Annotated in this window: 20 protein-coding genes; 9 read left to right on the forward strand and 11 right to left on the reverse strand. The window is 46.6% G+C overall.

What is annotated here, in order from left to right; all coding sequences use genetic code 11:
- The 6 genes from mnmE to rpmH all read right to left on the reverse strand — a co-directional run.
- The coding region (gene mnmE / locus Q0Z62_RS01085; protein WP_298050247.1) for a tRNA uridine-5-carboxymethylaminomethyl(34) synthesis GTPase MnmE at positions 1-1,301 on the reverse strand (1,301 nt) is incomplete at its 3' end.
- 45 nt (positions 1,302-1,346) lie between these two features.
- The gene (locus Q0Z62_RS01090) at positions 1,347-2,792 is read right to left on the reverse strand and encodes a catalase (protein ID WP_298050248.1); all 1,446 of its coding nucleotides are present in this window, start codon (positions 2,790-2,792) and stop codon (positions 1,347-1,349) included.
- A 171-nt stretch (positions 2,793-2,963) separates the two neighbouring features.
- Positions 2,964-4,634 carry a membrane protein insertase YidC gene (yidC, locus tag Q0Z62_RS01095; protein WP_298050249.1) on the reverse strand — a complete coding sequence of 557 codons (1,671 nt, stop codon included), beginning with the start codon at positions 4,632-4,634 and terminating at the stop codon, positions 2,964-2,966.
- Between the two features lie 91 nt (positions 4,635-4,725).
- Positions 4,726-4,947: a membrane protein insertion efficiency factor YidD gene (gene yidD, locus Q0Z62_RS01100; protein ID WP_269900948.1), complete on the reverse strand. Its 222-nt coding sequence runs from the start codon at positions 4,945-4,947 to the stop codon at positions 4,726-4,728.
- The gene (gene rnpA, locus Q0Z62_RS01105; protein ID WP_298050250.1) at positions 4,947-5,309 is read right to left on the reverse strand and encodes a ribonuclease P protein component; all 363 of its coding nucleotides are present in this window, start codon (positions 5,307-5,309) and stop codon (positions 4,947-4,949) included. Before rnpA ends, yidD begins: the two co-directional genes overlap by 1 nt.
- A gap of 48 nt (positions 5,310-5,357) precedes the next feature.
- Positions 5,358-5,492, reverse strand: a complete 135-nt coding sequence (gene rpmH / locus Q0Z62_RS01110; RefSeq protein WP_269900946.1) for a 50S ribosomal protein L34 — start codon at positions 5,490-5,492, stop codon at positions 5,358-5,360.
- Positions 5,493-5,870: 378 nt separating this feature from the next.
- Here rpmH and dnaA point away from each other — a divergent pair, with 378 nt between their 5' ends.
- The 5 genes from dnaA (at position 5,871) to panD (ending at position 12,283) form a co-directional block, all read left to right on the forward strand.
- Positions 5,871-7,310: a chromosomal replication initiator protein DnaA gene (gene dnaA, locus Q0Z62_RS01115; protein ID WP_269900945.1), complete on the forward strand. Its 1,440-nt coding sequence runs from the start codon at positions 5,871-5,873 to the stop codon at positions 7,308-7,310.
- A 2-nt stretch (positions 7,311-7,312) separates the two neighbouring features.
- Positions 7,313-8,422: a DNA polymerase III subunit beta gene (dnaN, locus tag Q0Z62_RS01120; protein ID WP_269900944.1), complete on the forward strand. Its 1,110-nt coding sequence runs from the start codon at positions 7,313-7,315 to the stop codon at positions 8,420-8,422.
- Positions 8,423-8,502: 80 nt separating this feature from the next.
- Complete coding sequence (gene gyrB / locus Q0Z62_RS01125; protein ID WP_269900943.1) at positions 8,503-10,950, forward strand: DNA topoisomerase (ATP-hydrolyzing) subunit B; 2,448 nt, start codon at positions 8,503-8,505, stop codon at positions 10,948-10,950.
- Positions 10,951-10,967: 17 nt separating this feature from the next.
- Positions 10,968-11,678: a pseudouridine synthase gene (locus tag Q0Z62_RS01130; RefSeq protein ID WP_269900942.1), complete on the forward strand. Its 711-nt coding sequence runs from the start codon at positions 10,968-10,970 to the stop codon at positions 11,676-11,678.
- 56 nt (positions 11,679-11,734) lie between these two features.
- Positions 11,735-12,283, forward strand: coding sequence for an aspartate 1-decarboxylase (panD, locus tag Q0Z62_RS01135; protein WP_269900941.1), 549 nt, complete (start codon positions 11,735-11,737; stop codon positions 12,281-12,283).
- Between the two features lie 64 nt (positions 12,284-12,347).
- Here panD and Q0Z62_RS01140 read toward each other — a convergent pair whose 3' ends face one another.
- Genes Q0Z62_RS01140 through Q0Z62_RS01160 form a run of 5 tightly spaced genes read right to left on the reverse strand, consistent with a single transcriptional unit; the run spans position 12,348 to position 17,835 of the window.
- Positions 12,348-13,337 carry an ABC transporter ATP-binding protein gene (locus Q0Z62_RS01140; protein WP_298050251.1) on the reverse strand — a complete coding sequence of 330 codons (990 nt, stop codon included), beginning with the start codon at positions 13,335-13,337 and terminating at the stop codon, positions 12,348-12,350.
- On the reverse strand, positions 13,334-14,305 hold the full coding sequence (locus Q0Z62_RS01145; RefSeq protein WP_298050252.1) for an ABC transporter ATP-binding protein: 972 nt from the start codon (positions 14,303-14,305) through the stop codon (positions 13,334-13,336). The genes Q0Z62_RS01140 and Q0Z62_RS01145 overlap by 4 nt, the downstream gene beginning before the upstream one ends.
- Before the next feature lies 1 nt (position 14,306).
- Complete coding sequence (locus Q0Z62_RS01150) at positions 14,307-15,218, reverse strand: ABC transporter permease (protein ID WP_298050253.1); 912 nt, start codon at positions 15,216-15,218, stop codon at positions 14,307-14,309.
- Complete coding sequence (locus tag Q0Z62_RS01155) at positions 15,218-16,204, reverse strand: ABC transporter permease (protein ID WP_298050254.1); 987 nt, start codon at positions 16,202-16,204, stop codon at positions 15,218-15,220. The genes Q0Z62_RS01150 and Q0Z62_RS01155 overlap by 1 nt, the downstream gene beginning before the upstream one ends.
- Before the next feature lie 56 nt (positions 16,205-16,260).
- A complete protein-coding gene (locus tag Q0Z62_RS01160) occupies positions 16,261-17,835 on the reverse strand; it encodes an ABC transporter substrate-binding protein (RefSeq protein WP_298050255.1) in 1,575 nt (524 codons plus the stop codon).
- 119 nt (positions 17,836-17,954) lie between these two features.
- On the opposite strand from Q0Z62_RS01160, the gene dinB reads away from it, so the two are divergent.
- The 4 genes from dinB (at position 17,955) to Q0Z62_RS01180 (ending at position 22,488) form a co-directional block, all read left to right on the forward strand.
- Positions 17,955-19,115, forward strand: a complete 1,161-nt coding sequence (gene dinB, locus Q0Z62_RS01165; protein WP_298050256.1) for a DNA polymerase IV — start codon at positions 17,955-17,957, stop codon at positions 19,113-19,115.
- A gap of 90 nt (positions 19,116-19,205) precedes the next feature.
- Positions 19,206-20,396, forward strand: coding sequence for an acetylornithine transaminase (locus tag Q0Z62_RS01170; RefSeq protein WP_269900934.1), 1,191 nt, complete (start codon positions 19,206-19,208; stop codon positions 20,394-20,396).
- A 229-nt stretch (positions 20,397-20,625) separates the two neighbouring features.
- Entirely contained in the window at positions 20,626-21,573 is a 948-nt protein-coding gene (locus Q0Z62_RS01175) for a 3-carboxyethylcatechol 2,3-dioxygenase (RefSeq protein WP_298050257.1), read from the forward strand.
- Positions 21,574-21,624: 51 nt separating this feature from the next.
- Positions 21,625-22,488: an alpha/beta fold hydrolase gene (locus Q0Z62_RS01180; RefSeq protein WP_298050258.1), complete on the forward strand. Its 864-nt coding sequence runs from the start codon at positions 21,625-21,627 to the stop codon at positions 22,486-22,488.
- The last annotated feature ends 41 nt before the right edge of the window (positions 22,489-22,529 follow it).

Genomic DNA, 22,529 nt, shown 5'->3' on the forward strand with positions numbered 1-22,529 from the left:
CAAAGCTCATTATGAGCAAGTCGTAGTTCTTCGGCGAATAGATCTAAAATCTGATCATCATGTTTAGCGTGGAACTGTGCCATTTTAAGGTGATCGTTACAACGCTCGAGTGCGTGCAAGTGTCGTTCACGAGCAAGCCACGGAGACTCTGCATTAGCTGACCAACCTGCTATCTGGAGTAGGCGTTGACGTAATTCATCTAAACCCATCCCTGTTTGCGCTGATATTTGTAAATGATTCTTATTATCGTTTGGTAGTGCGTTTTGTTGGTCTGCACTTAATAGGTCACATTTATTAAATATCTGCAGAGTAGGAGTGTGTTTAGGCAAACGTTCCATAATGTCATGGTCTGAGTTGTCATTAGGTTGCCGTCCATCCAATAAATGCAAGATCACGTTTGCTTTAGCAATCTCTTGCCAGCTACGTTGTATACCAATACTTTCGACGGTGTCGTCGGTTTCACGCAAACCTGCCGTATCCACGATATGAATAGGAATGCCTTCGATATGAATTAATTGTGTGACTCGGTCTCTAGTGGTCCCCGCGATGTCTGTCACAATTGCAATATCATCCCCGGCTAAAGCATTAAGTAAGCTGGATTTACCTACATTCGGTTGTCCTGCTAAGACCACATGCAGTCCGTCACGCATGACTTGGCCTTGTTTAGCTAAAAGGCGTAACTGCTGAAGTTGTCCATCAATATGACGTAATTGATCTGCCGCTTGGTATTTTTCTAGGAAATCAATTTCCTCTTCGGGAAAATCAAGCGTTGCCTCTACTAGCATCCGTAAATGAATAATTTTATCTGCTAAGTTATTGATTTGTTGAGAAAAAGCACCGCTTAATGAAGCCATAGCCCCTTTGGCAGCAGCCTCTGAGGAGGCATCAATTAAGTCAGCAACGGCCTCTGCCTGAGCTAAGTCAAGACGGTCATTGAGAAAGGCGCGCTGTGTGAATTCACCGGGAGCGGCGTGGCGTAGGTCAAATGCGGCTCCGACCTCAAAGCATCGGTTTAAAACACGTCGTAGAACGGCTGTGCCTCCGTGACCTTGTAGTTCTAGAATGTCTTCGCCGGTATAAGAATTTGGCCCTTTAAAATACAGCGCAATCCCCTCGTCGATGGCTTGGCCGTCAGCATCAAGAAAGGCTAAAAAATGGGCATGGCGGGGACGTAGTTCTTGGGCAAAGAAAGAGTGGATAAAGCCGCTGAGATCTGGGCCAGAAATACGAACTATACCAATACCACCGCGACCAGGGGCGGTGGTAATGGCAGCGATAGGATAAGACGTGATTGCGCTCATAGGGTAGTATCAGTGCAGAAACGACATAGTCCTATGGAAATACGGTTAGGCGTTGCGTTTAGCAAGCGCGTGGCGTACCCCTTGGGCGTAGGCAGGATCTGCTAGGTGAAAGTGTTGGAGTTGACGCTCAATAATAGCATCTGCTACCCCTTCCATGGCTGCAGCAATATTATTAAATAGTTGCTGTTGCTGATCTGCGTTCATGAGTCGAAATAGATCCCCTGGTTGTGAATAATAGTCACTGTCTTCTCTGTGATCCCAGTGCTCTGCGGCTTTGCCATCTAAAGCTAAAGGAGGCTCTTGGTAATGAGATTCTTGCCATGTGTTTTCGCTATTAGGCTCATAGTTAGGCTTGTTGCTCTGATTGTCATCAACACGCATGGCCCCATCACGATGGAAGCTATTATGGAAAGGGCAGCGGGGGGCATTGACTGGAATTTGATTGTGATTGATACCCAAACGGTAGCGTTGTGTATCGCCATAAGCAAACAAACGACCTTGTAGCATTCGGTCCGGAGAATAGCCGATACCAGGTACGATATTTGCAGGCGAGAAGGCGGCTTGTTCGACTTGAGCAAAGTAGTTATCAGGGTTTTGGTTGAGCTCCACAACCCCTACATCAATTAAAGGAAAGTCGCCATGAGGCCATACTTTGGTTAAGTCAAAGGGGTTTAGATGGTAGTTCAAGGCTTGCTCTTCGCTCATGACCTGAATGCGTAGATTCCAACGTGGGAAATTGTTGGCTTCGATGTTTTCATATAAGTCACGAATAGCACTTTCTCGGTCTGATCCCACAATTTTTTCAGCTTCTTCGTTGGTGTAATTCGCAATGCCTTGCTGGGATTTAAAGTGAAATTTAACCCAGTGACGTACTCCTTGAGCGTTGATTAGGCTGTATGTGTGTGAGCCAAAACCATGAATTTGGCGGAAGTTTTTGGGTAGACCTCGATCACTCATTAGAATTGTGACTTGGTGTAATGATTCAGGGCTAAGTGACCAAAAATCCCATGCCGCATTCATATTACGTAAATGAGTATGAGGCTCCCGTTTTTGAGTGTGAATAAAGTCAGGGAACTTTAGGGGATCACGGATAAAGAAGACTGGGGTGTTATTTCCCACCATATCCCAGTTGCCTTCGTCAGTATAAAATTTAAAAGAAAAACCACGTACATCACGCTCGGCATCAGCCGCACCCGCCTCGCCTGCAACCGTAGAAAAACGGGCTAATAAAGGAGTTTTTTTGCCCATTTTAAATACGTCAGCACAGCTGTATTGGCTAATGTCATGGGTGACAGTAAATGTTCCAAATGCCCCTGCGCCCTTGGCATGTACGACGCGCTCTGGAATACGCTCACGGTTGAAGTGAGCGAGTTTTTCCAGTAGCCAAGTGTCTTGCATTAACACTGGCCCTCGGGGGCCTGCCGTCATTGAGTTGTTATTGTGGCTTACAGGTCTGCCTGCAGCTGTAGTGATAGTGGATTTTTTTGTCATGTCAGTTCCGAGTAATAAGGGGTGGGTTTTCATCGTTAGTGTAAGTGATTGTTCCTGATAATGAAAATTAAATAAACTAAACAGGCCGATAGTTAATAACTAATGATTAGTCAAAAAAATAGCCTCAGCTGAAGATGGCTGAGGCTATTTTGAGTACGTTAAAACCGGTGATTAACCGACTTTTTTCGCTTGTTCTGAGTTGGCTATTTTACGGTTGATGTATTGCTGTTGAGCAATGGACAACGCGTTGTTGACTACCCAGTAAAGCACCAAACCAGCAGGGAAGAAGAACATCATTCCACCAAAAACAAGTGGCATGATCATCATGACCTTAGCTTGCATTGGATCTGGAGGAGTGGGGTTCAATTTGATCTGCAAGAACATGGTGAGCATCATTATAGCAGGTAGAATCATCCATGGATCACGAGCGGATAAGTCGTGAATCCATAGAGCCCATGGAGCCCCACGCATTTCGACACTACCCAGTAAGACCCAGTACAGAGCAATAAAGACCGGAATTTGAATAACCATAGGTAAACAGCCACCTAATGGATTAATTTTCTCATTGCGGTATAGCTCCATCATGGCTTGGTTTTGTTTGACTTTGTCACCTGCATGCTGTTCTCGAATGGCTTGCATACGAGGAGTCACTTGCTTCATTTTAGCCATTGACTTGTAGCTAGCAGCAGACAAGGGGTAGAAGGCTAATTTGATTAAAACGGTTAGCAATACAATGGCCCAACCCCAGTTACCAATCAAGCTGTGTAGCCATGTCAAGATGGTGAATAGGGGTTTGGAGATAATGGTTAGCCAGCCATAATCAACGACCAAATCAAGGCCTTTGGCAACGGAGCTCATGGCTTTTTGATCTTGAGGACCAACCCATAAGTCAGCGGTTAAGGATTGAGATTGGCCTGCGGCAATAGGGCCTGCTGGCACAATCGTACGAACGGCGTATAAATTATCGGCAACACGTAGAAGTTCGTTTTTACGTTCGACCCCATTTGCTGGCACCCATGCGCTAGCAAAGTAGTGCTGCACCATGCCGACCCAGCCGTTATTCGCGGACTGTGTGTATTTTGCTTTACCTTTGTCTATGTCAGAGAAGTCGACTTTTTGAAATTTATCAGCCTCGGAATAGACGACTGGACCTGTATAGGTACGGTATAGCTTAGACGAGTCCGAGGGGCTGTTTCCATCACGATACAGCTGTAGATAGACAGAAGGAGTAATGGTTTGCTCACCTTGGTTTTCGATGGTGTGCGTTACTTTAATGTCGTAGCTGCCCTTTGTTAGGGTGTAGGTCTTGATGACTCGAACCTGGTCAGCGGTAGCTTCAAACACGACATCTAAGGTATCACCATTCAGTATTGTCTCATTGGAGATCAAACGGAAAGGGGTTAGATGTGTAGGGTAAGATTGACCTGCCGGAGCATTCACTACACCGGTTTGAGCCATATAGGTCGATTGTGCTGAGTTATTCAAAAGCAGCATGTGCTCAGTATTTTCGTCAGGGGAGGCAAATTGAGTTAATTCGGCCTTAACGAGTTGAGCGCCTATGCTATCAAAGCTCAGATTGTATACATCGGTACTGACTGTAGTGATCTCAGAGGCGGTGCTGACTGAACTAGGGTTAGGTAGGTCAGGGGTGCTTGAGGTCGGAGCGATTCCTTGAGGAACAGCCGGGTCAGCTGCAGCTGTTGAAGACGTATTAGCCTGCTCTTCAGCGGCTGGCGTGTTAGCAAACAAAGAGGGTTTGCCGTTGTGCTCTTGCCAGTTGTTCCAAAGTAGCAGGAGCGAAAAGGAAAAGATCATCCAAAGGATGGTGCGTCGAATGTCCATAGCGCCTGTTTATACAAAGAATAAGCCAAAGTCATTATTTAGGTAGTATTGAGTACGACTCATGGGCGGCTTGTAGGGTAGATGAATTGAGTTAGTGCTTTTTGTGTGGGACAGGATCATAGCCGCTGTCGCCCCAAGGGTGGCAACGACTAATGCGTTTAATACCTAACCATACCCCACGCCAAGCACCGTGTGTTTCAATGGCTTCGATAGTATAGGCTGAACAGGTGGGTAAATACCGGCAATTACGACCAAGCCAAGGGCTTATCGCTATTTGGTAAAAACGCACACAGCCTATAAAGAGGATTTTCATTACCGCACCTTTTGCAATAAACCATCGACTTCGTCCCGCACTTGCTTGCGTAGTTGGCGTAAAGATAACTCAGGCACTTTACTGTGCAATCTAAAAACCAGATCTTTGTGGGCTAAATCAGGACGTCGTAACCTAAAGGCTTCGCGGATGACGCGTTTTATGGTGTTGCGTGTAACAGCTTTCGCTGCCAGGCGTTTGGGAATGATTAAGCCAAGCCTTGCCGTGTCTTGTGAACTAGGCGTTGGTTGACGAGGAGTATTAATTACGAACAAAGCCCCTCGTGCTATACGCTTGCCCTTTAGGGCTAAGGCGTATTCGGAGGGGCGATGTAATCGTGCAGAGGCTGGATAATCAGTACGCATTAGATGATGCGACCTTTCCAGTATGTGCCCAAAGGCACCTGCAGCCGATTAAACGGCTAAACGCTTGCGGCCTTTGGAGCGGCGAGCGTTAAGTACGGCACGGCCGCCACGGGTTTTCATGCGGATGCGAAAACCGTGCGTGCGTTTGCGACGGGTAACTGATGGTTGATATGTGCGCTTCATGGTTAGTCCACAAATAAAAGTGCCGCCAGAAAACGCCTTAAAGACCGAACCTAACCCCTGAAAAAACGCTTTTTATTGATGATAAATCATAAATAGGATGGCGTTTTGCAGCAAAAACTAGGTTTCTGGCAACAAAAATTCTACAAAAGACTATTATTTCAGCAAGTTTTAGCTATTTAGTCAATAGTAAAAGTCGCAAAGCTAATAGAGTACCCGGCATTTTACCTTAAAGCGCGACAAAGCCCTATGTATTTTGTTGTTTGTAGGGAAAGGAATTATAAAAAAATCAGCCTGTGGATAAAAGAGCCTTAATCATGACGTGGCTGTGGATAAGTCTGTGGTTAAGCGGTAGAATTAAGGTTTACTATAGTGAAAAAAATGAACGAGTTTTGGCTTTCCTGTGTACAACGTCTAGAGCAAGACCTGCCTCCTCAACAAATCAGCGCTTGGATTAAACCCTTAGAGCCTTTGGGCTTTGATCAGGATCAGTCCGTGCTGCGCATGTCTGCGCCTAATCGTTTTAAGTTAGATTGGGTGCGAAAAAATTTTTCGCACCGCATCCAAGAAATTGCGACCGAGTGGTTTGGTGCGCCAGTAGAGCTTCAACTAGAGCTAGCTCAATCTACGGCTGCGCCACAACCGCTGATAACCGCACAAGGCATACAACAGGCACGTATACAGGCTCAGTCGGCAACCGGTGATATTCCTGCAATACCTACCGTGTTTTCTCCAGAGCAAGCCATTCCCGCTACCACTGTCGCCGCTAGCTCGGCTGTGGGTGGGGGGAATAACAATCAATCACGTCTTAATCCGGATCTTAGTTTTGATAACTTTGTCACGGGTAAAGCCAATCAATTAGCTCGCGCTGCCGCCCTACAGGTCGCTGAAAACCCAGGCACGTCTTATAACCCGCTGTTTTTATATGGTGGGGTTGGCTTAGGCAAAACGCATTTGATTCATGCGGTGGGTAATGCCATGGTAGCTCGGGGCCGAGGCGTAAAAGTACGTTATGTACATGCAGATCAGTATGTGTCGGATGTGGTTAAAGCCTATCAGCGTAAGGCTTTTGATGAGTTCAAACATTATTACCACTCGCTAGACTTATTATTAATTGATGATATTCAATTTTTTGCGGGTAAAAATCGTACCCAAGAGGAATTTTTCTATGCGTTTGAGGCCATGGTGGCTCAACGCAAACAAATTATCATCACGTCGGACACATATCCCAAAGAACTATCGAATATTGAAAGTCGTTTAATTTCGCGTTTCGATTCCGGTTTAACAGTGCATATTGAGCCTCCGGAGCTAGAAATGCGGGTTGCCATATTACTGCGAAAAGCGCAGCACGATGGCGTAGCAATGCCTAAAGAGGTCGCTTTTTTTATCGCTAAACATTTACGTAGTAATGTGCGTGAACTAGAGGGCGCGTTACGCACGGTGGCGGCTTATGCTCGATTTCACGAGCGGGATGTATTAACGGTTGAAATCTGCAAAGAGGCATTGAAAGATTTGCTTTCTGTGTCGAATGGTCAGATAACAGTCGAAAACATTCAGAAAACGGTGGCGGACTTTTATAAAATTAAAGTTTCTGACATGTACTCTAAGCGTCGTCCCGCTAATATTGCCGTACCGCGTCAAATTGCGATGTATTTGGTTAAAGAATTAACCCAAAAAAGCTTGCCGGAAATTGGTGATTTATTTGGTGGAAGAGATCACACCACGGTACTGCATGCAGTACGTAAAATAGGGGATGCTCGTCGCTCAGACAGCGAACTCAATCATTCTTTACACGTTTTAGAACAAACCCTAAAAGGATAACTATGCTACTCGTACAAGCCTCGCGTGATGCGCTGCTCAAGCCTTTAACGACAGTCGTAGGGATTGTCGAGCGTCGTCATACCTTGCCTATTTTGGCAAATATCTTATTGCGCAAAGAGGGCAGTCGTGTGTCCTTTATTGCTACAGACCTAGAGGTACAGATCACTACACACGCTGACTTTGGTGTGGGTGATGAGATGGTTTCTACTACAGTAGCTGCACGTAAATTATTGGATATTTTGCGTGCTTTACCGGGTAGCGGTGACGTCTCCCTCACACTAGAAGACGGTAAATTATTAGTTCAATCAGGACGTAGCCGCTTTGCGCTGCAGACGATGGATGCTGGCGATTTCCCCACATTAGCTCAGCCTGCTCAGTGGGATGTTTCTTTTGCGTTGCAGCAAAAATCCTTTAAGCATTTATTAAACTCTGTGCATTTTGCGATGGCACAACAGGACATCCGTTATTATTTGAATGGCATGCTGTTTGTGTTTGAGCCCGGCGTAGTCCGTACAGTGGCTACCGATGGTCACCGACTTGCACACCATGCCGCAGATGCTCAAGGCATTGATGACCGTCACGATGTCATTGTTCCACGTAAAACAGTGCTAGAGCTACAGCGTCTCTTAGGTGATACCGATGTGCCGGTACAAATCGAAGTCGCTGCAGGTCAAATGCGTTTTTATTTTGATGGGGTAGAGTTAATTACGAAATTAGTCGAAGGTAAATTCCCCGACTATACGCGTGTTATTCCAACCTCCTACACCCGTCATTTCGTGATTAACCGCGAAGCATTGCAAGGTAGTTTGCAGCGGGCTGCGATTTTAACTACGGATAAATTGCGTGGGGTACGTATTCAATTAGGTGAAAACCTAATGAAAATCTCTGCATCTAATGCAGAGCAAGAAGAAGCCCGCGAAGAACTTGAAGTGGATTATGCGTACGAGTCTTTAGACGTAGGTTTTAACGTCAGCTATCTGTTGGACGTATTGGCTAATACTAAAACCCAAGATATTCGTTGGTCGGTACAGCCCGATTCCAATGCATCTGTATTAGTCACCCTACCCGAAGAAGACGCATTTAAATATGTAGTCATGCCGATGCGTATTTGATTGGTTTCATACTGATTAACGCAGCCGTAGCTACGCCTATATAGGCGTAGCGTTATGACTCAAAACAGGTAACTATATTCATGGCAGATCAAACAACGACTAACCAACCCGATTACGGTGCGGATTCTATTAAGATGCTTAAAGGGCTAGAGGCGGTTCGTAAACGCCCTGGCATGTACATAGGGGACACCTCCGACGGTACTGGTTTGCATCACATGGTGTTCGAGGTAGTAGATAACGCCATTGACGAGGCTTTAGCTGGTCATTGTGATGACATTGTGGTCACGATTCACTCTGACAATAGTATTTCAGTCCGTGATAATGGGCGTGGTATTCCTACGGATATTCACCGGGATGATGAAGAGCACCGTAGTGCTGCTGAAATTGTAATGACCGAGCTGCATGCCGGTGGTAAGTTCGACCAAAACTCCTATAAGGTTTCTGGTGGTTTACACGGTGTGGGTGTGTCATGTGTAAACGCCTTATCCGAGTGGTTAGAGCTAACAATTTGGCGTAATGGTCATGAGCATCAATTACGCTTTCAGCGTGGAGAACGTGAAGCTCCATTGCATATTGTGGGTGAAACAGAGCAAAGCGGGACTCTAGTTCGTTATTTGGCTGACGGCGAAATTTTTACAGATATAGACTATCACTACGATATTTTGGCAAAACGCCTACGTGAACTGTCTTTCCTAAATAATGGCGTTAAAGTTCGTTTGGTGGATGAACGTCAGGGCAAAGAGGAAAACTTTGCTTTTTTAGGTGGTGTAAAGGGCTTTGTTGAATACATCAATAATGGCAAAACGGTTTTACATCCGAACGTGTTCTCAGTGACTACCGAGTCTGAGGCGGGCGGTACGCTAGTCGGCGTAGAGATTGCTATGCAATGGAATGATAGCTACGCTGAAAATGTATTGTGTTTTACCAATAATATTCCACAGCGTGATGGGGGTAGCCACCTAACAGGCTTGCGTGCCGCCATGACCCGTGTGTTGAATAAATACATTAATGATAATGATCTGGCTAAACGCGCCAAAGTCGACACCACGGGTGACGACATGCGTGAAGGTTTAGCATGTGTTCTGTCGGTAAAAGTTCCTGAGCCTAAGTTCAGTAGCCAGACCAAAGATAAACTGGTTTCCAGCGAGGTGCGTCCAGCTGTAGAGGATGCGGTCGCCAGAACCTTAGAGACCTGGTTGCTAGAAAATCCGGCTGATGCGCGTGCTGTATGTAGCAAGGTCATTGAGGCAGCTCGAGCCCGTGAGGCGGCCCGTAAAGCCCGTGAGGTAACTCGCCGTAAAAGTGTCCTAGAAGGGGCCGGTTTGCCAGGAAAACTGGCAGACTGTCAGGAAAAAGATCCTGCAAAATCTGAATTGTATATTGTGGAAGGGGACTCGGCGGGTGGCTCTGCCAAACAAGGCCGAGACCGTAAATTCCAAGCTATTTTGCCGTTGCGCGGTAAAGTACTAAACGTAGAAAAAGCGCGTTTTGATCGTTTGATTGCCAGTGAGCAAATTACCACGTTGATTACAGCTCTGGGTACGAGTATTGGGCCCGATTTCGATATTGATAAGCTGCGTTACCATCGCATTATTATCATGACGGATGCGGACGTGGATGGTGCTCACATTCGTACGTTATTGCTGACGTTGCTTTATAGACAAATGCCTGAACTGGTAGAGCGTGGTTACATCTATATTGCTCAGCCTCCTCTTTATAAAGTGAAAGTGGGTCGTACCGAGCGTTATCTGAAAGATGATGCCGAAGAAGCCCAGTTTATGTTGTCTTTAGCGCTGAAAGGTGCCGTGTTAACACCTAAAGCCGGGGCGGAACCGATTACGGGTGATACCTTAGAGGAATTAGTTCGTCAGTACATCTTGGCTGATCAGGTCATCAATCGTCAGGGGCGTTGGTTCGATAGCGAGGCTTTATCTGTGGTGGCTGAGGGCTTGCAAATTGACTTGAGCTCAGAGCAGGCAGCGGTGCAGTCGGCCCAAGCCTTACAGGATATGTTGCAAGACCCCGCTAATCCTCATCACGTGGCGGTGCGAGCCGAGCTAAACGAAGAAAATGACACGTGGCAAGTCATTGTGCGACGTTTGCATCATGGTAACCATCGCGTCAGTGTTTTTGATAAAACCTTTGTGTTGAGTGCTGATTACCTCACCTTAAAGCGTGCCGGTGAAACCTTCTTAGGGTTGATCGGTAAAGGCGCTAAGATCGCTCGTGGAGAGGGCGAAAACCCCAAAGAACAGCCTATCGAGGACTTCCGTGATGCGGTGCAGTGGTTACGTGCCGAAGCAGAACGAGGCGTATCTAAACAGCGATATAAAGGTCTAGGTGAGATGAATCCGGATCAGCTATGGGAAACCACCATGGACCCATCCGCGCGTCGCTTACTACGTGTGCAGATCGAAGACGCTATCTCTGCCGATCAGGTCTTTACGACGTTGATGGGTGATGAGGTTGAACCACGTCGCGCCTTTATTGAAAAGCATGCTTTGCAAGCTGGCAATATTGATATTTAGATTTTAATGGAAATAGAATGCGTCTGGACAGGTTTTTAAGTGAAAGCACCGACCTTAGCCGCTCTGATGCACGTAAAGTGCTCAAGAGCGGTGAAATCACGGTGAATGGAGAGGTCATCACCAAAGGGGCTTATATCCTTAACGAGGATGATGTGGTGATGTGGGATGAGGAACCTTTGGCCTTGGTGGGACTACGTTACCTGATGCTAAATAAACCGGCAGGCTATGAGTGCAGCTTAAAAAATAGCCTGTATCCATCCGTAATGACGCTTTTAGACATCGAAAAACGTGAGCGGTTGCATACCGTAGGTCGACTGGATGTGGACACCACGGGTTTGATTCTAATCACCGATGATGGTCATTGGACGCATCGAATTATTTCCCCCAAACAGGAATGCGACAAGGTCTATGTGGCGACCTTAGCAGAACCCTTGCCCGATCACGCCGAGCGCTTATTTCAGGAGGGGGTGTTGTTAAATGGGGACGATAAACCCACATTACCCGCTGTGCTTGAGCGCATTGATGAGCGTACCGCCCGCTTGACCATTCAAGAGGGGCGTTACCACCAAGTCAAACGGATGTTTGCTTCGCTGGGGAATTTGGTTTTGACTTTGCATCGCGAGCGTATTGGGCCGGTGGCCTTAGATGCGGATTTAGCTCTGGGCGAGTCCCGTTATTTAACTCCCGCAGAGGTTCAAGCCTTAGTAAGCGATGAGTTTTATCCCTAGCTTGCCGTTAAATTCGTATAATTAAGGCCATTCGCTTTCTTCTTAGTGTGATCTTCATGAAAAAAATTGTTCGAGCAAAGCTGCATGGTATTACGATTACGGGTGCAGATTTGAACTACCACGGTTCTATTACCTTGGACCCCGATATGTGCGCAGAGGCGGGCATTCTACCCATGGAATTCGTCGAAATTTGGAATAAAGACAGTGGGGCGCGCATTAGCACCTATGTGATTTATGGCGAACCGGGTTCACGTTGTTGTATTTTGAATGGCGCTGCTGCACGAACCTGTCAGCGTGGTGACCAAGTCATTATTTGTGCTACCGAATATATAGAAACGCCTCAATTGTTTGACATTGAACCAGTGGTGTTAACGTTTGATGCGCAAAATAACATTGATGAGGTTATGCGCTATCAGGTGTATTCCACGCCAGAGCGAGAGTTCAATTTTCGTATTAAACGTGAAGATCGCCCAAGCGGTGCAATCCGACAATTGGTGGATGTGAATGTGGACGCATTAGCTGCTGATTTACGCGCACGAGGTTTAGATGATCGTGCGATTGCAGATGTATTGTCTTGTCATTTGAATACTTTTGCCGATAAATAATAGTCGCTATAAAAATAAAAAAGGCACCATTGAGGTGCCTTTTTTATTGTGTAACGATCTTGAGTTAAGAGCGTCCTTCTTCTACGGCATGACAGGCTATTTGAATGCCATTATGTTGGCGTAGTTCCGGTTTTTGTTGTTTACAACGGTCATTCGCTAAGGGGCAGCGAGGGTGGAAGGTACACCCAGCAGGAGGGTTAAGTGGGTTAGGGACCTCTCCTGCGACAGGGATACGTGCCTTGCCGCTACCACTCATGTCAGGAATGGCACCAAGTAGCATCTGTGTATAAGGGTGCAGTGGGGTTGCAAACAGAGTATCCCTATCTGCGATTTCTACAATCCGGCCTAAATACATAACACCCACTCGGTCTGCGACATGGTGTACAACAGCCAGATTATGCGAGATGAATAAATAGCTAAGGCCCAAGCGTTGTTGTAGGTCTTTCATCAGGTTGAGTACCTGAGCTTGCACCGATACATCTAAGGCTGAGGTTGGCTCGTCACATACAATAAATTCGGGGTTGAGAGCTAGAGCGCGTGCAATGGAAATACGCTGGCGTTGCCCCCCCGAAAATTGATGTGGGTACCGATTCTGATCCGATGGGTTAAGGCCGACTTGTGTGAGCAGTTCGCTGACGCGTTCTGCTTGCTCGGTCGCACTGAGTTTGGTGTGCGTATTTAAGGGTTCTGCAATGATGCGACCTACACGCCAACGTGGATTTAGGCTTGCGTATGGATCTTGAAAAATCATTTGTAAACGGCGACGCATTGCTTGTTTTTGGCTGTGGTTCATGGTGGCTATATTCATGCCATCAAATTGAATAGAGCCATGGCTTAGGCCATATAAACCAGTGAGCAATCGAGCCACCGTGGATTTACCGCAGCCAGATTCGCCAACTAAGGCTAAGGTTTCGCCTTTTTTGAGGGTGAAACTTACCCCATCTACGGCACGTAGTAGAACCTTAGGTTTACGATAAACAGTGCGCTCTAACCACGAAGGCGACACATCAAAATAACGCGCAGCGTCTTTGACCTCGACTAAAGGCGTATTCATAGTAGTTCTCCTTCGTGTAACCAACAGGCCACTTGGCGCCCTGCGACCTCCATGAGCTCTGGGCGCTCCACCTGACAACGTTCCATGACATGTTTACAACGGGGGTTAAATGCACAGCCTTTAGGGATCGCATTTAGGCGAGGCATACTACCTGGGATTTGTTCTAGGCGTTTTACATCAGGCTCTAGGCCGGGTATAGAACGCATTAGGCCCGTGGTATAGGGGTGTAAAGGGCGCTGTATCACGTCTTGCACTGGGCCGATCTCAATGATTCGTCCTGCATACATAACCGCAACACGGTCTGCGGTTTCTGCAATAACACCCATGTCATGGGTAATTAACATCACAGATGTGCCGTGGACTTTACAGAGATTTTTTAATAGATCAATGATCTGGGCTTGAATAGAAACGTCTAGGGCTGTGGTGGGCTCGTCTGCCACAATGAGTTTGGGCTCTGCTGCTAGAGCTAAAGCAATGACGACCCGTTGACGCATACCGCCTGAGAACTGATGTGGGTAATGGTCAATACGCTCACGAGCAGCTGGTATGCCTGTGGACTCTAAAAGCTCTATTGCGCGTTCACGCGCTTGTTTGTGCGTGAAGTCCAAATGCGTTTGGATGGTTTCAGTGAGCTGTTGCCCGACAGTGTATAACGGATTTAATGAGGTGAGTGGGTCTTGGAAAATAGCGCCAATTTCACGCCCGCGTATGCGGCGCATACGTGCCTCAGATAAATTGTCTATACGTCTACCGTTAAAGTGAATTTCACCCCCAGCAATGCGCCCAGGGGGATCAAGGAGTCCAATGATGGAGCTGCCGGTTAAGGATTTGCCCGCACCTGATTCTCCTACTACGCCTAGCACTTCCCCATTGTTAATACTAAAGGAAACGTCATTTAAGGCGGTGAGAACCCCACGACGAGTGGGGAATTCAACGTTTAGATTTTTGACTTCGAGTAAGGCGCTCATATCAGTTCAATCGTGGATTGAGCGCATCGCGCAACCAATCACCTAGTAGGTTCACAGAAAGGACAAGTAAAATTAAGACCAGTCCCGGGAAGATGGTAATCCACCATTCACCTGAAAAAAGGAAGTCATTTCCTATGCGAATTAAGGTTCCTAATGAGGGTGAAGTCGGGGGGACGCCTACGCCTAAAAAGGAGAGCGTTGCCTCGGTAATAATGGCTGTGGCTAAATGCACTGTGGCTAATACTAAAACCGGCCCCATGACGTTTGGTAGCACATGATTAAACATAATGCGTGGGCCAGATACGCCAATGACTTTGGCTGCTTGTACATATTCTCGGTTTTTTTCCACCATGGCAGAACCACGTACTGTACGAGCATATTGAGGCCAGCCAGCTAAGGCAATTGCGCCGACTAAGACGGGAAAGGCAATGATCTCAAGCAGCTCTTGAGGTACAGCAGCCCGAGCTACCCCGTCAATTAAGAGGGCAATTAAAATAGCGGGAAAAGAGAGCTGTACATCGGCGACGCGCATAATAAACGCATCGATACGCCCACCGGCGTAGCCTGCAATAAGCCCAAGTATAATTCCTACCACCATGGCCAGTGCTACTGACGCAATCCCAATTAAAAGTGAAATTCGCGTACCGTAAAGCAAGGACGAGAAGAGATCTCGACCTTGGCTATCTGTGCCTAAAAGGTAGGTGCTGATGCCATCGTCCTCCCAAACCGGAGGCAGTAGAGCATCCATTAGGTTAATCGAGGCGAGATCAAAGGGGTTGTGTGGGGCGACCCAAGGCGCACCAAAGGCGCCTATAAATAAGAGGGCCGTCATTACCGTACCAAAAATGGCAACCGGTGAATGACGCCAAGCCCAAGCTAAATCACTATCCCAAAAACGGTGTAATGCACCCATTAGTGATTCCCCCCACGGTTTAAGCCCACGCGCAGACGGGGATCAACAGCAAAGTAGAGCAAATCTACGATTAAGTTAATACAGACGAACACTAAAGCAATTAAGCACAGATACGCCGCCATAACGGGAACGTCAGCAAACTGGACGGCTTGGATAAAGAGTAAACCCATACCCGGCCATTGGAATACGGTCTCGGTAACGATAGCAAAAGCGATAATGCCACCCAGTTGTAAGCCGGTGATGGTAATGACAGGGACCATGGTGTTTTTTAGGGCATGGCCAAAATGGATGGCACGTTGACTTAGGCCCCGTGCGCGAGCAAATTTAATGTAATCGCTGCGTAAAACCTCTAGCATTTCAGAGCGCACCAATCGCAAAATTAAGGTCAGCTGAAATAGAGAGAGGGTAATGGCGGGTAGGATTAAGTGTTTCCAGCCATCAATGGATAGCATGCCAGTGCTCCACCAACCAAAGTACGAGACGTCTCCGCGACCATAGCTGGGCAACCAGCCTAGCTGTACGGACATCACCAAAATGAGTAGGATTCCGATTAAAAAGGTAGGTAAGGAAATGCCTAGAAGCGAAAAGGCGAGAATGGCTTGTGAGATCATGCCATTACGATTTAACGCGGTGTAAACGCCTAAGGGCAGACCAATGACTAAGGCTAAGATAGCCGCTACTACAGAGAGCTCTACGGTAGCAGGAAGCCGGTCTTTAAGTAATTCTGAAACACTTTGACCTTGACGTAAAGACAGGCCAAACTCGCCATGAATGGCATTTTGTACAAAGTGCCAGAACTGGACTAAGGCGGATTGATCCAATCCCAAACTAGCGCGTAGCGCAATACGATCTGCGTCAGTCGCATCTTGACCGAGCATAGCGGTGACAGGGTCACCAATATATCTAAACAAAATAAACGCCAGCAAGCTAACGGTGAGCATCACCAACACAGCTTGAAACAGGCGTCGAATAATAAATACCAACATACGGGGGCGACTCGTGGGGTGAACGGTAAGCCCACCACCACGATCCTATTCAGTTATTAATCAATGGTCACCCAGTGCGGAGTGAGACGGTTGTCTGCTCGGTGCACTACGTTTACGTTTTTGCCCATCGCCCAAGGGATTACCTGGTCATGTAGCGGGATATGACCGACTTCGTCGGCATGTATTTTAAGCACTTTATGAATTGCTTCGGTACGTTTGGCCTCATCGGTCTCAATTTTAATTTGATCAATGAGTTTATCTACCTCGGCGTTTTCATAGTTACCAAAGTTAAAAGAGCCGTCGGCGCCTTCACCTTTACTGTGTATTAGGCTTTGAATGGTGTAGAGCGCATCAAAAGTGGGTACGCCCCAACCAAACATATAGGCGCTGGAGTCAGCCGATTGTACTTTAGGGAAGTACGTGGCACGAGGCATTGCATTTAAGTTGGCTTTTACACCCGCTTTAGCCCACATTCCCACGACGGCCTGACAAATAGCTTCGTCATTAATATAACGATTATTGGGGCAGTCTAAAGTGAAGCTGAGCTCATTTGGCCCATAGCCTGCCTCTTTGAGCAGGGATTTGGCTTTGTCCAGATCTGGAGCAGGGCGTTTAGCGAGTTCTTCAGTCCAGCCGTTGACCTGAGGGGCGATCATCGTACCGGTTGGTAAGGATGAGCCGCGCATGACGGCTTTTTTAATGGCCTCGGTATCTATGGCTAAATAGAGAGCCTGACGAACTCGCAAATCAGCAAAAGGGTTTGCTCCTTTTACAGAGCTGTATTTTAGTTCTGGACTTTTTTGATCTAAACCAAGGTAAATGGTGCGGTATTCGTTGCCCTCAACGACTTTGGCTTGTTGCTTGATACGATTCAAGTCTTGAGCGGGGGGGTCGAGAACAAAATCGATCTCACCGGATAACAAGGCAGCAGTACGCGTCGCGTTTTGTTTGATCGGGGTGTAGACGATTTTAGTCACATTACCCGGTTTGGCGTCTTTGCCCCACCAGTCTGTGTTTTCTACAAAGGTAGTACGGATATCGACCTCACGGCCCTCAAGTTTGTAGGCCCCTGTGCCATTCGTATTACGAGCAGAAAAGGTTTCTTGTTGATTGGCAAAGTCTTGTGGTGCGGTGGCGTTATTAGCCTCAGACCACGCTTTACTCATAATGAATACGTTGGTTAGCTGACGTAATAACACGGGGTTTGGGCCTTCGGTTTCTAGTTCTACCGTGTGGTCATCAACTTTGCGTACCTCTTTAATGCCATTGACATAGGCTTTAAAGTTAGAGGTGGGGGCTAAGGCGCGCTGGATAGAGAATACAACGTCATCAGCAGTAAAGTCTGAGCCATCGTGAAACTTGACCCCCTCGCGTAGTTTAAAGCGCCAAATGGTGTCTGAAGTGTTCTCCCATTCTGTAGCCAGCGCAGGTGTTATTTTAAATTCTTGATCGTATTCGACTAAGGGTTCATAGACATAGCTGCTAGCAGCAATGGTCATACCCTCGTTTTGGGCATGCGGGTCTAAGGTTAAAATATCACCTTGGCTTGCCCAGCGTAACGTTTTGGCTTGGCCAGCAACAGGTAAAAAGAGTGCTGCAGTTAATGCAGCAACTAAAAGCTTTTTATGCATAGAGGCATCTCCTTGGGTGTATGAATTGATTTTTTCTCATAGTGCCTTAGCCTAATATAAGGCGTCAACGTTAAGCATAGACGATTCACACATATAGCGGGTTAACTAGAGGGTAATTCATGATAAGCATGCGACGCATTGCTCATTTGGATATGGATGCATTTTATGCCTCGGTAGAGTTATTGTATTATCCCGAACTAATAGGAAAAGTGGTGGTAATTGGAGGGCGTAATATTGATAAGCCAAGACAATTATCGGATGGTTCATGGCATTACGCCCGATTAGGTGATTATGTTGGACGCGGTGTAGTGACCACGGCAAGCTACGAAGCCCGAGCTTTAGGGGTTTTTTCAGCGATGGGCTTAATGAAAGCGGCACAATATGCGCCTGATGCTTATTTGTTGCCAGCCAACTTTAATGCCTATAGGCATTATTCTCGATTATTCAAACAGGCTGTTGCTAGAATCTCTGATCGAATTGAAAATAGAGGTATTGATGAGATTTATATTGATTTAAGTCATTTAGATCAAGATTCAGCACAATTAGCTTGCTTGTTGCAGCAGGCTGTATTTAATGCCACGGGATTAACCTGCTCTATAGGTATTAGTCCAAATAAATTATTATCAAAAATTGCTTCTGATTTACATAAACCAAATGGGGTTTGTATATTAGATGAATCAGATGTGTCACGAGTTATCTGGCCTTTGGCGGTGTCTAAGGTCAATGGCATTGGGCCTAAGTCCCAAAGAAAATTAGCCGATCTAGATATACATACGGTGGGAGACATTGCTGCCGCTGATCCGGCTGTTTTACAACAGCATTTTGGATTGAGCTATGCGCAGTGGCTAAAAGAGGCGGCTCAAGGCATTGATTCTCGGCCGGTTGTACTGTCTTCTGAGCCTAAATCCATTAGTAGAGAACGCACGTTTTCTCGGGATTTGCATGTGGGGCGTGATAGAAATGAATTATCGAGAATGCTGCAGGCGATTTGTGAGCAGTTAGAGCAGGATTTGCGACATAAGGGGTATAGAGCGCAAACGATAGGGATTAAATTGCGGTTTGATGATTTCTCCATTCTAACTAGAGATATCACCGTTGATGCTCCGGTGGTGGCTGCGGCAGAGTTGATTCATTATGCGCGACAAAATTTGCGTCGAACGCAGATTCGACATCGTAAGTTGCGTTTGATCGGTGTGCGTGCTGCAAAACTGATGGCAGAGGCGGATTGTGAGGCGATGGATTCTCAGCCGGTGCAATTGGCTCTGGGGGATTTCCTCTAGAATGATACAAAGCGCAGTGCTTGAGCTAAAATTATGGGATGAGCACTTAACTTGCTCTTTCGTTCTCTTTTTTATACAGGGTTTGCCGTTATGCAATTTGATCAGGTTGGTGCTGACGCACTGATGGAAATTACCTCTCGTCCAGATTTGGTTTTTGTGCGTGGCCAAGGCTCTTGGCTCGAGGATCACAACGGTAAACGATACCTGGATATGATCCAAGGGTGGGCGGTCAATGCGTTAGGTCACAGCCCTAAAAATGTCGTTGAAGCCATGTGTAAACAGGCGTCTGAACTCATGAATCCATCGCCTGCATTTTATAACGCTCCGATGATGGATTTGGCTAAGCTCATTACACAAAACTCGTGTTTTGATCGTGTGTTCTTTGCCAATAGTGGTGGAGAGGCTAACGAAGGTGCGATTAAATTAGCCCGTAAATGGGGGCAGCTGCATCGCGCCGGAGCCTACAAAATTATCACCTTTGAACATAGCTTCCATGGTCGTACATTAGCGACGATGTCAGCTTCCGGTAAAGCCGGTTGGGATACGATTTTTGCTCCTCAGGTGGATGGGTTCCCTAAAGCACAGTTAAATGATATTGATTCTGTACGTGCTTTAGTTGATGAAAAAACGGTCGCTATTATGCTCGAACCAGTGCAGGGCGAGGGTGGCGTGATTCCGGCCGATCCCGCTTTTATGCAAGCGCTGCGTGATATTTGTGATGAATTTGGCATGTTGCTGATCGTGGATGAGGTACAAAGTGGTATGGGCCGTACGGGCAAGCTATTTGCTTACCAACACACTGGTGTAGAACCCGATATTATGACTCTAGGCAAAGGGATTGGTGCTGGTGTGCCGTTATCTGCTTTGTGTGCCAAAGAATCCGTATCGTGTTTTTCCCATGGGGATCAAGGTGGTACCTATAACGGTAATCCCGTGGTGACGGCTGCTGGTGTTGCTGTGATGCAAACATTAACGGCTGATGGCTTTATGGATAGCGTTAATGAGCGTGCTCAGCAGTTGTCGGATGGTTTACTGGCCCTTAGTGCAAAATGGGGTTTTAAAGGCGAGCGTGGTCAGGGTTTATTACGTGCATTAATTCTAGATCGAGATGATGGCCCTGCTTTAGTTGCGGCAGCGCGTGACCGTGATCCTGAAGGGATGCTCTTGAACTCTCCGCGCCCTAATTTATTGCGTTTTATGCCTGCTTTAAATATCACCAAAGAAGACCTTGATACAGCACTACAAATTTTAGACGAACTCATCGCTCAAGTTCGCCGATAGGCTTAGATGTTGTTTCACATGAAACCGACCTTATAGGTCGGTTTTTTTATGCGTTTAAATTCACCCCTTTTAGGGACGATCTTGTTTACTGTATGAACAACCTGAAAGACATGAGGTAGGAACTAAAGCGGGCTGTGCTAATCTCTAGCCGGAGTGAAATGCTTCACTATTAGCTAAATCTTTAAAAGAAAAAACGAGAAAGCAATTAGGATATTTGAGGAGTGTTTGTATGACGGTGCGCTTGAAATGTTTGTCTCATACCCCTTTACGAGGATTGTATGATCCAGATGCCACCACTGTTTCTGAGGTTCAGGCGGTATTAGCTGCTGCAAAAAAAGAAGTCGAAGAGTTTGACCCAGAGCTGATTATTCTGTTTGCCCCCGACCATTACAACGGTTTGTTTTATGATTTAATGCCGCCTTTTGTCGTTGCAACAGGAGCTGAATCGGTAGGTGACTACAATACTCCTTTAGGTAATTTATCGATCCCCGCTGATTTAGCTTTAGATTTGGTACGTTTTATTCATGAGCAAGATGTGGATGTGGCCTTGTCACATCGCTTGCAGGTGGATCATGGCTGTACGCAGATTCTGGATGAAACCACAGGTAGCCTAACCCGCTATCCCGTTATTCCTATTATCATTAACTCGGTTGCACCACCCTTTAACCCATACCGTCGTATCCGTAAATTAGGCGAGGCGGTGGGGCAGTTTATTGCAAAGCTTAATAAACGAGTGTTGATTTTAGGGTCAGGTGGTTTATCACATGAACCGCCAGTGCCTTTGCTGAGTGGTGCGGCTTCAGAGGTAGCGGAGTTCTTAATTTCAGGTCGTAATCCGACCCCCGAAGCCCGTGCAGCTCGCGAAGCCCGCACAGTGGCTGCAGCCAAAATTTTTGGTACCCCTGAGTGTGGGTTAACCCCTTTGAATGCTCAGTGGGATCAAGCCTTTATGGATTTATTGGCCAGTAATGAGCTACACAAGGTCGATGACTTTGAAGTAGAGGTAATCTCTAAGGAAGCTGGTCGCTCTACGCATGAGGTGCGTACGTGGGTTGCAGCGTTTGCTGCCTTATCCGCTATGGGTAAATACACGACACGCCAAGATTACTATAAGCCGGTCAATGAATGGATTGCGGGTTATGGCGTGATGAGCGCTGAACTAATTAGAGACGAATAAGTCCACTCAATTAACACGCTTATTTTCAAATTTAATTAAAGGATAGGTAGGATGACAGCTATTGTAATTAGTGAAGAACAAAGCAGCCGTTTTGTGGATATCGCCGAAGGCGATCTAAACGTTAAAGTGCATTACAACGACTTTGGTGCTGGTGATGAAGTTGTGATTATGTTGCACGGGTCTGGTCCAGGAGCTACTAGCTGGGCTAATTTCTCCCAAAACGTTGAGCCTTTAGTTAAGGCAGGCTATCGCGTTATTTTGTTAGATTGCCCGGGTTGGGGTAAGAGCGATCCTATCGTATCCAAAGAATCCCGTTCGCACCTTAATGCGCAGGCGTTAAAAGGTACGATGGATGCCTTAGGTATTCAAAAAGCACACTTGGTTGGTAATTCAATGGGTGGTCATAGTGTGACCGCGTTTACATTGGATAACCCAGAGCGAGTAGGTAAGCTGATCTTGATGGGTGGTGGTACGGGTGGCTTGAGTACATTTACACCGATGCCTACAGAGGGGATTAAACGCCTACAGGCTTTATACCGTCAGCCTACGTTAGAAAACTTGCGTGCAATGATGGATATTTTCGTTTATGACCCAAGCAGCTTGACGGATGAGCTATTACAACTACGCTTGAAAAACATTTTGGCTCGCCAAGATCATTTGGATAACTTTGTTAAAAGCTTAGAAATTAACCCACGCCAGTTCCCTGATTTTGGTGCTCGTTTAAGCACCATTACGGCTCCAACCTTAGTGATGTGGGGGCGTGATGATCGCTTTGTACCGATGGATGCTGCGCTACGTTTGGTTTCTCATATTCCGAATTCTGAACTGCATTTGTTTAACCGTTGTGGTCACTGGGTACAGTGGGAACATAAAGACCGTTTTAATGCCTTAGTTTTAGATTTTTTAGCTGTTTAATAGATAAACATACGTTATAAGAAAAAGCCGGTTCTTTGAAC

The sequence above is a fragment of the uncultured Paenalcaligenes sp. genome, assembly GCF_947630565.1.
GTDB lineage: Bacteria > Pseudomonadota > Gammaproteobacteria > Burkholderiales > Burkholderiaceae_B > Paenalcaligenes > Paenalcaligenes faecalis.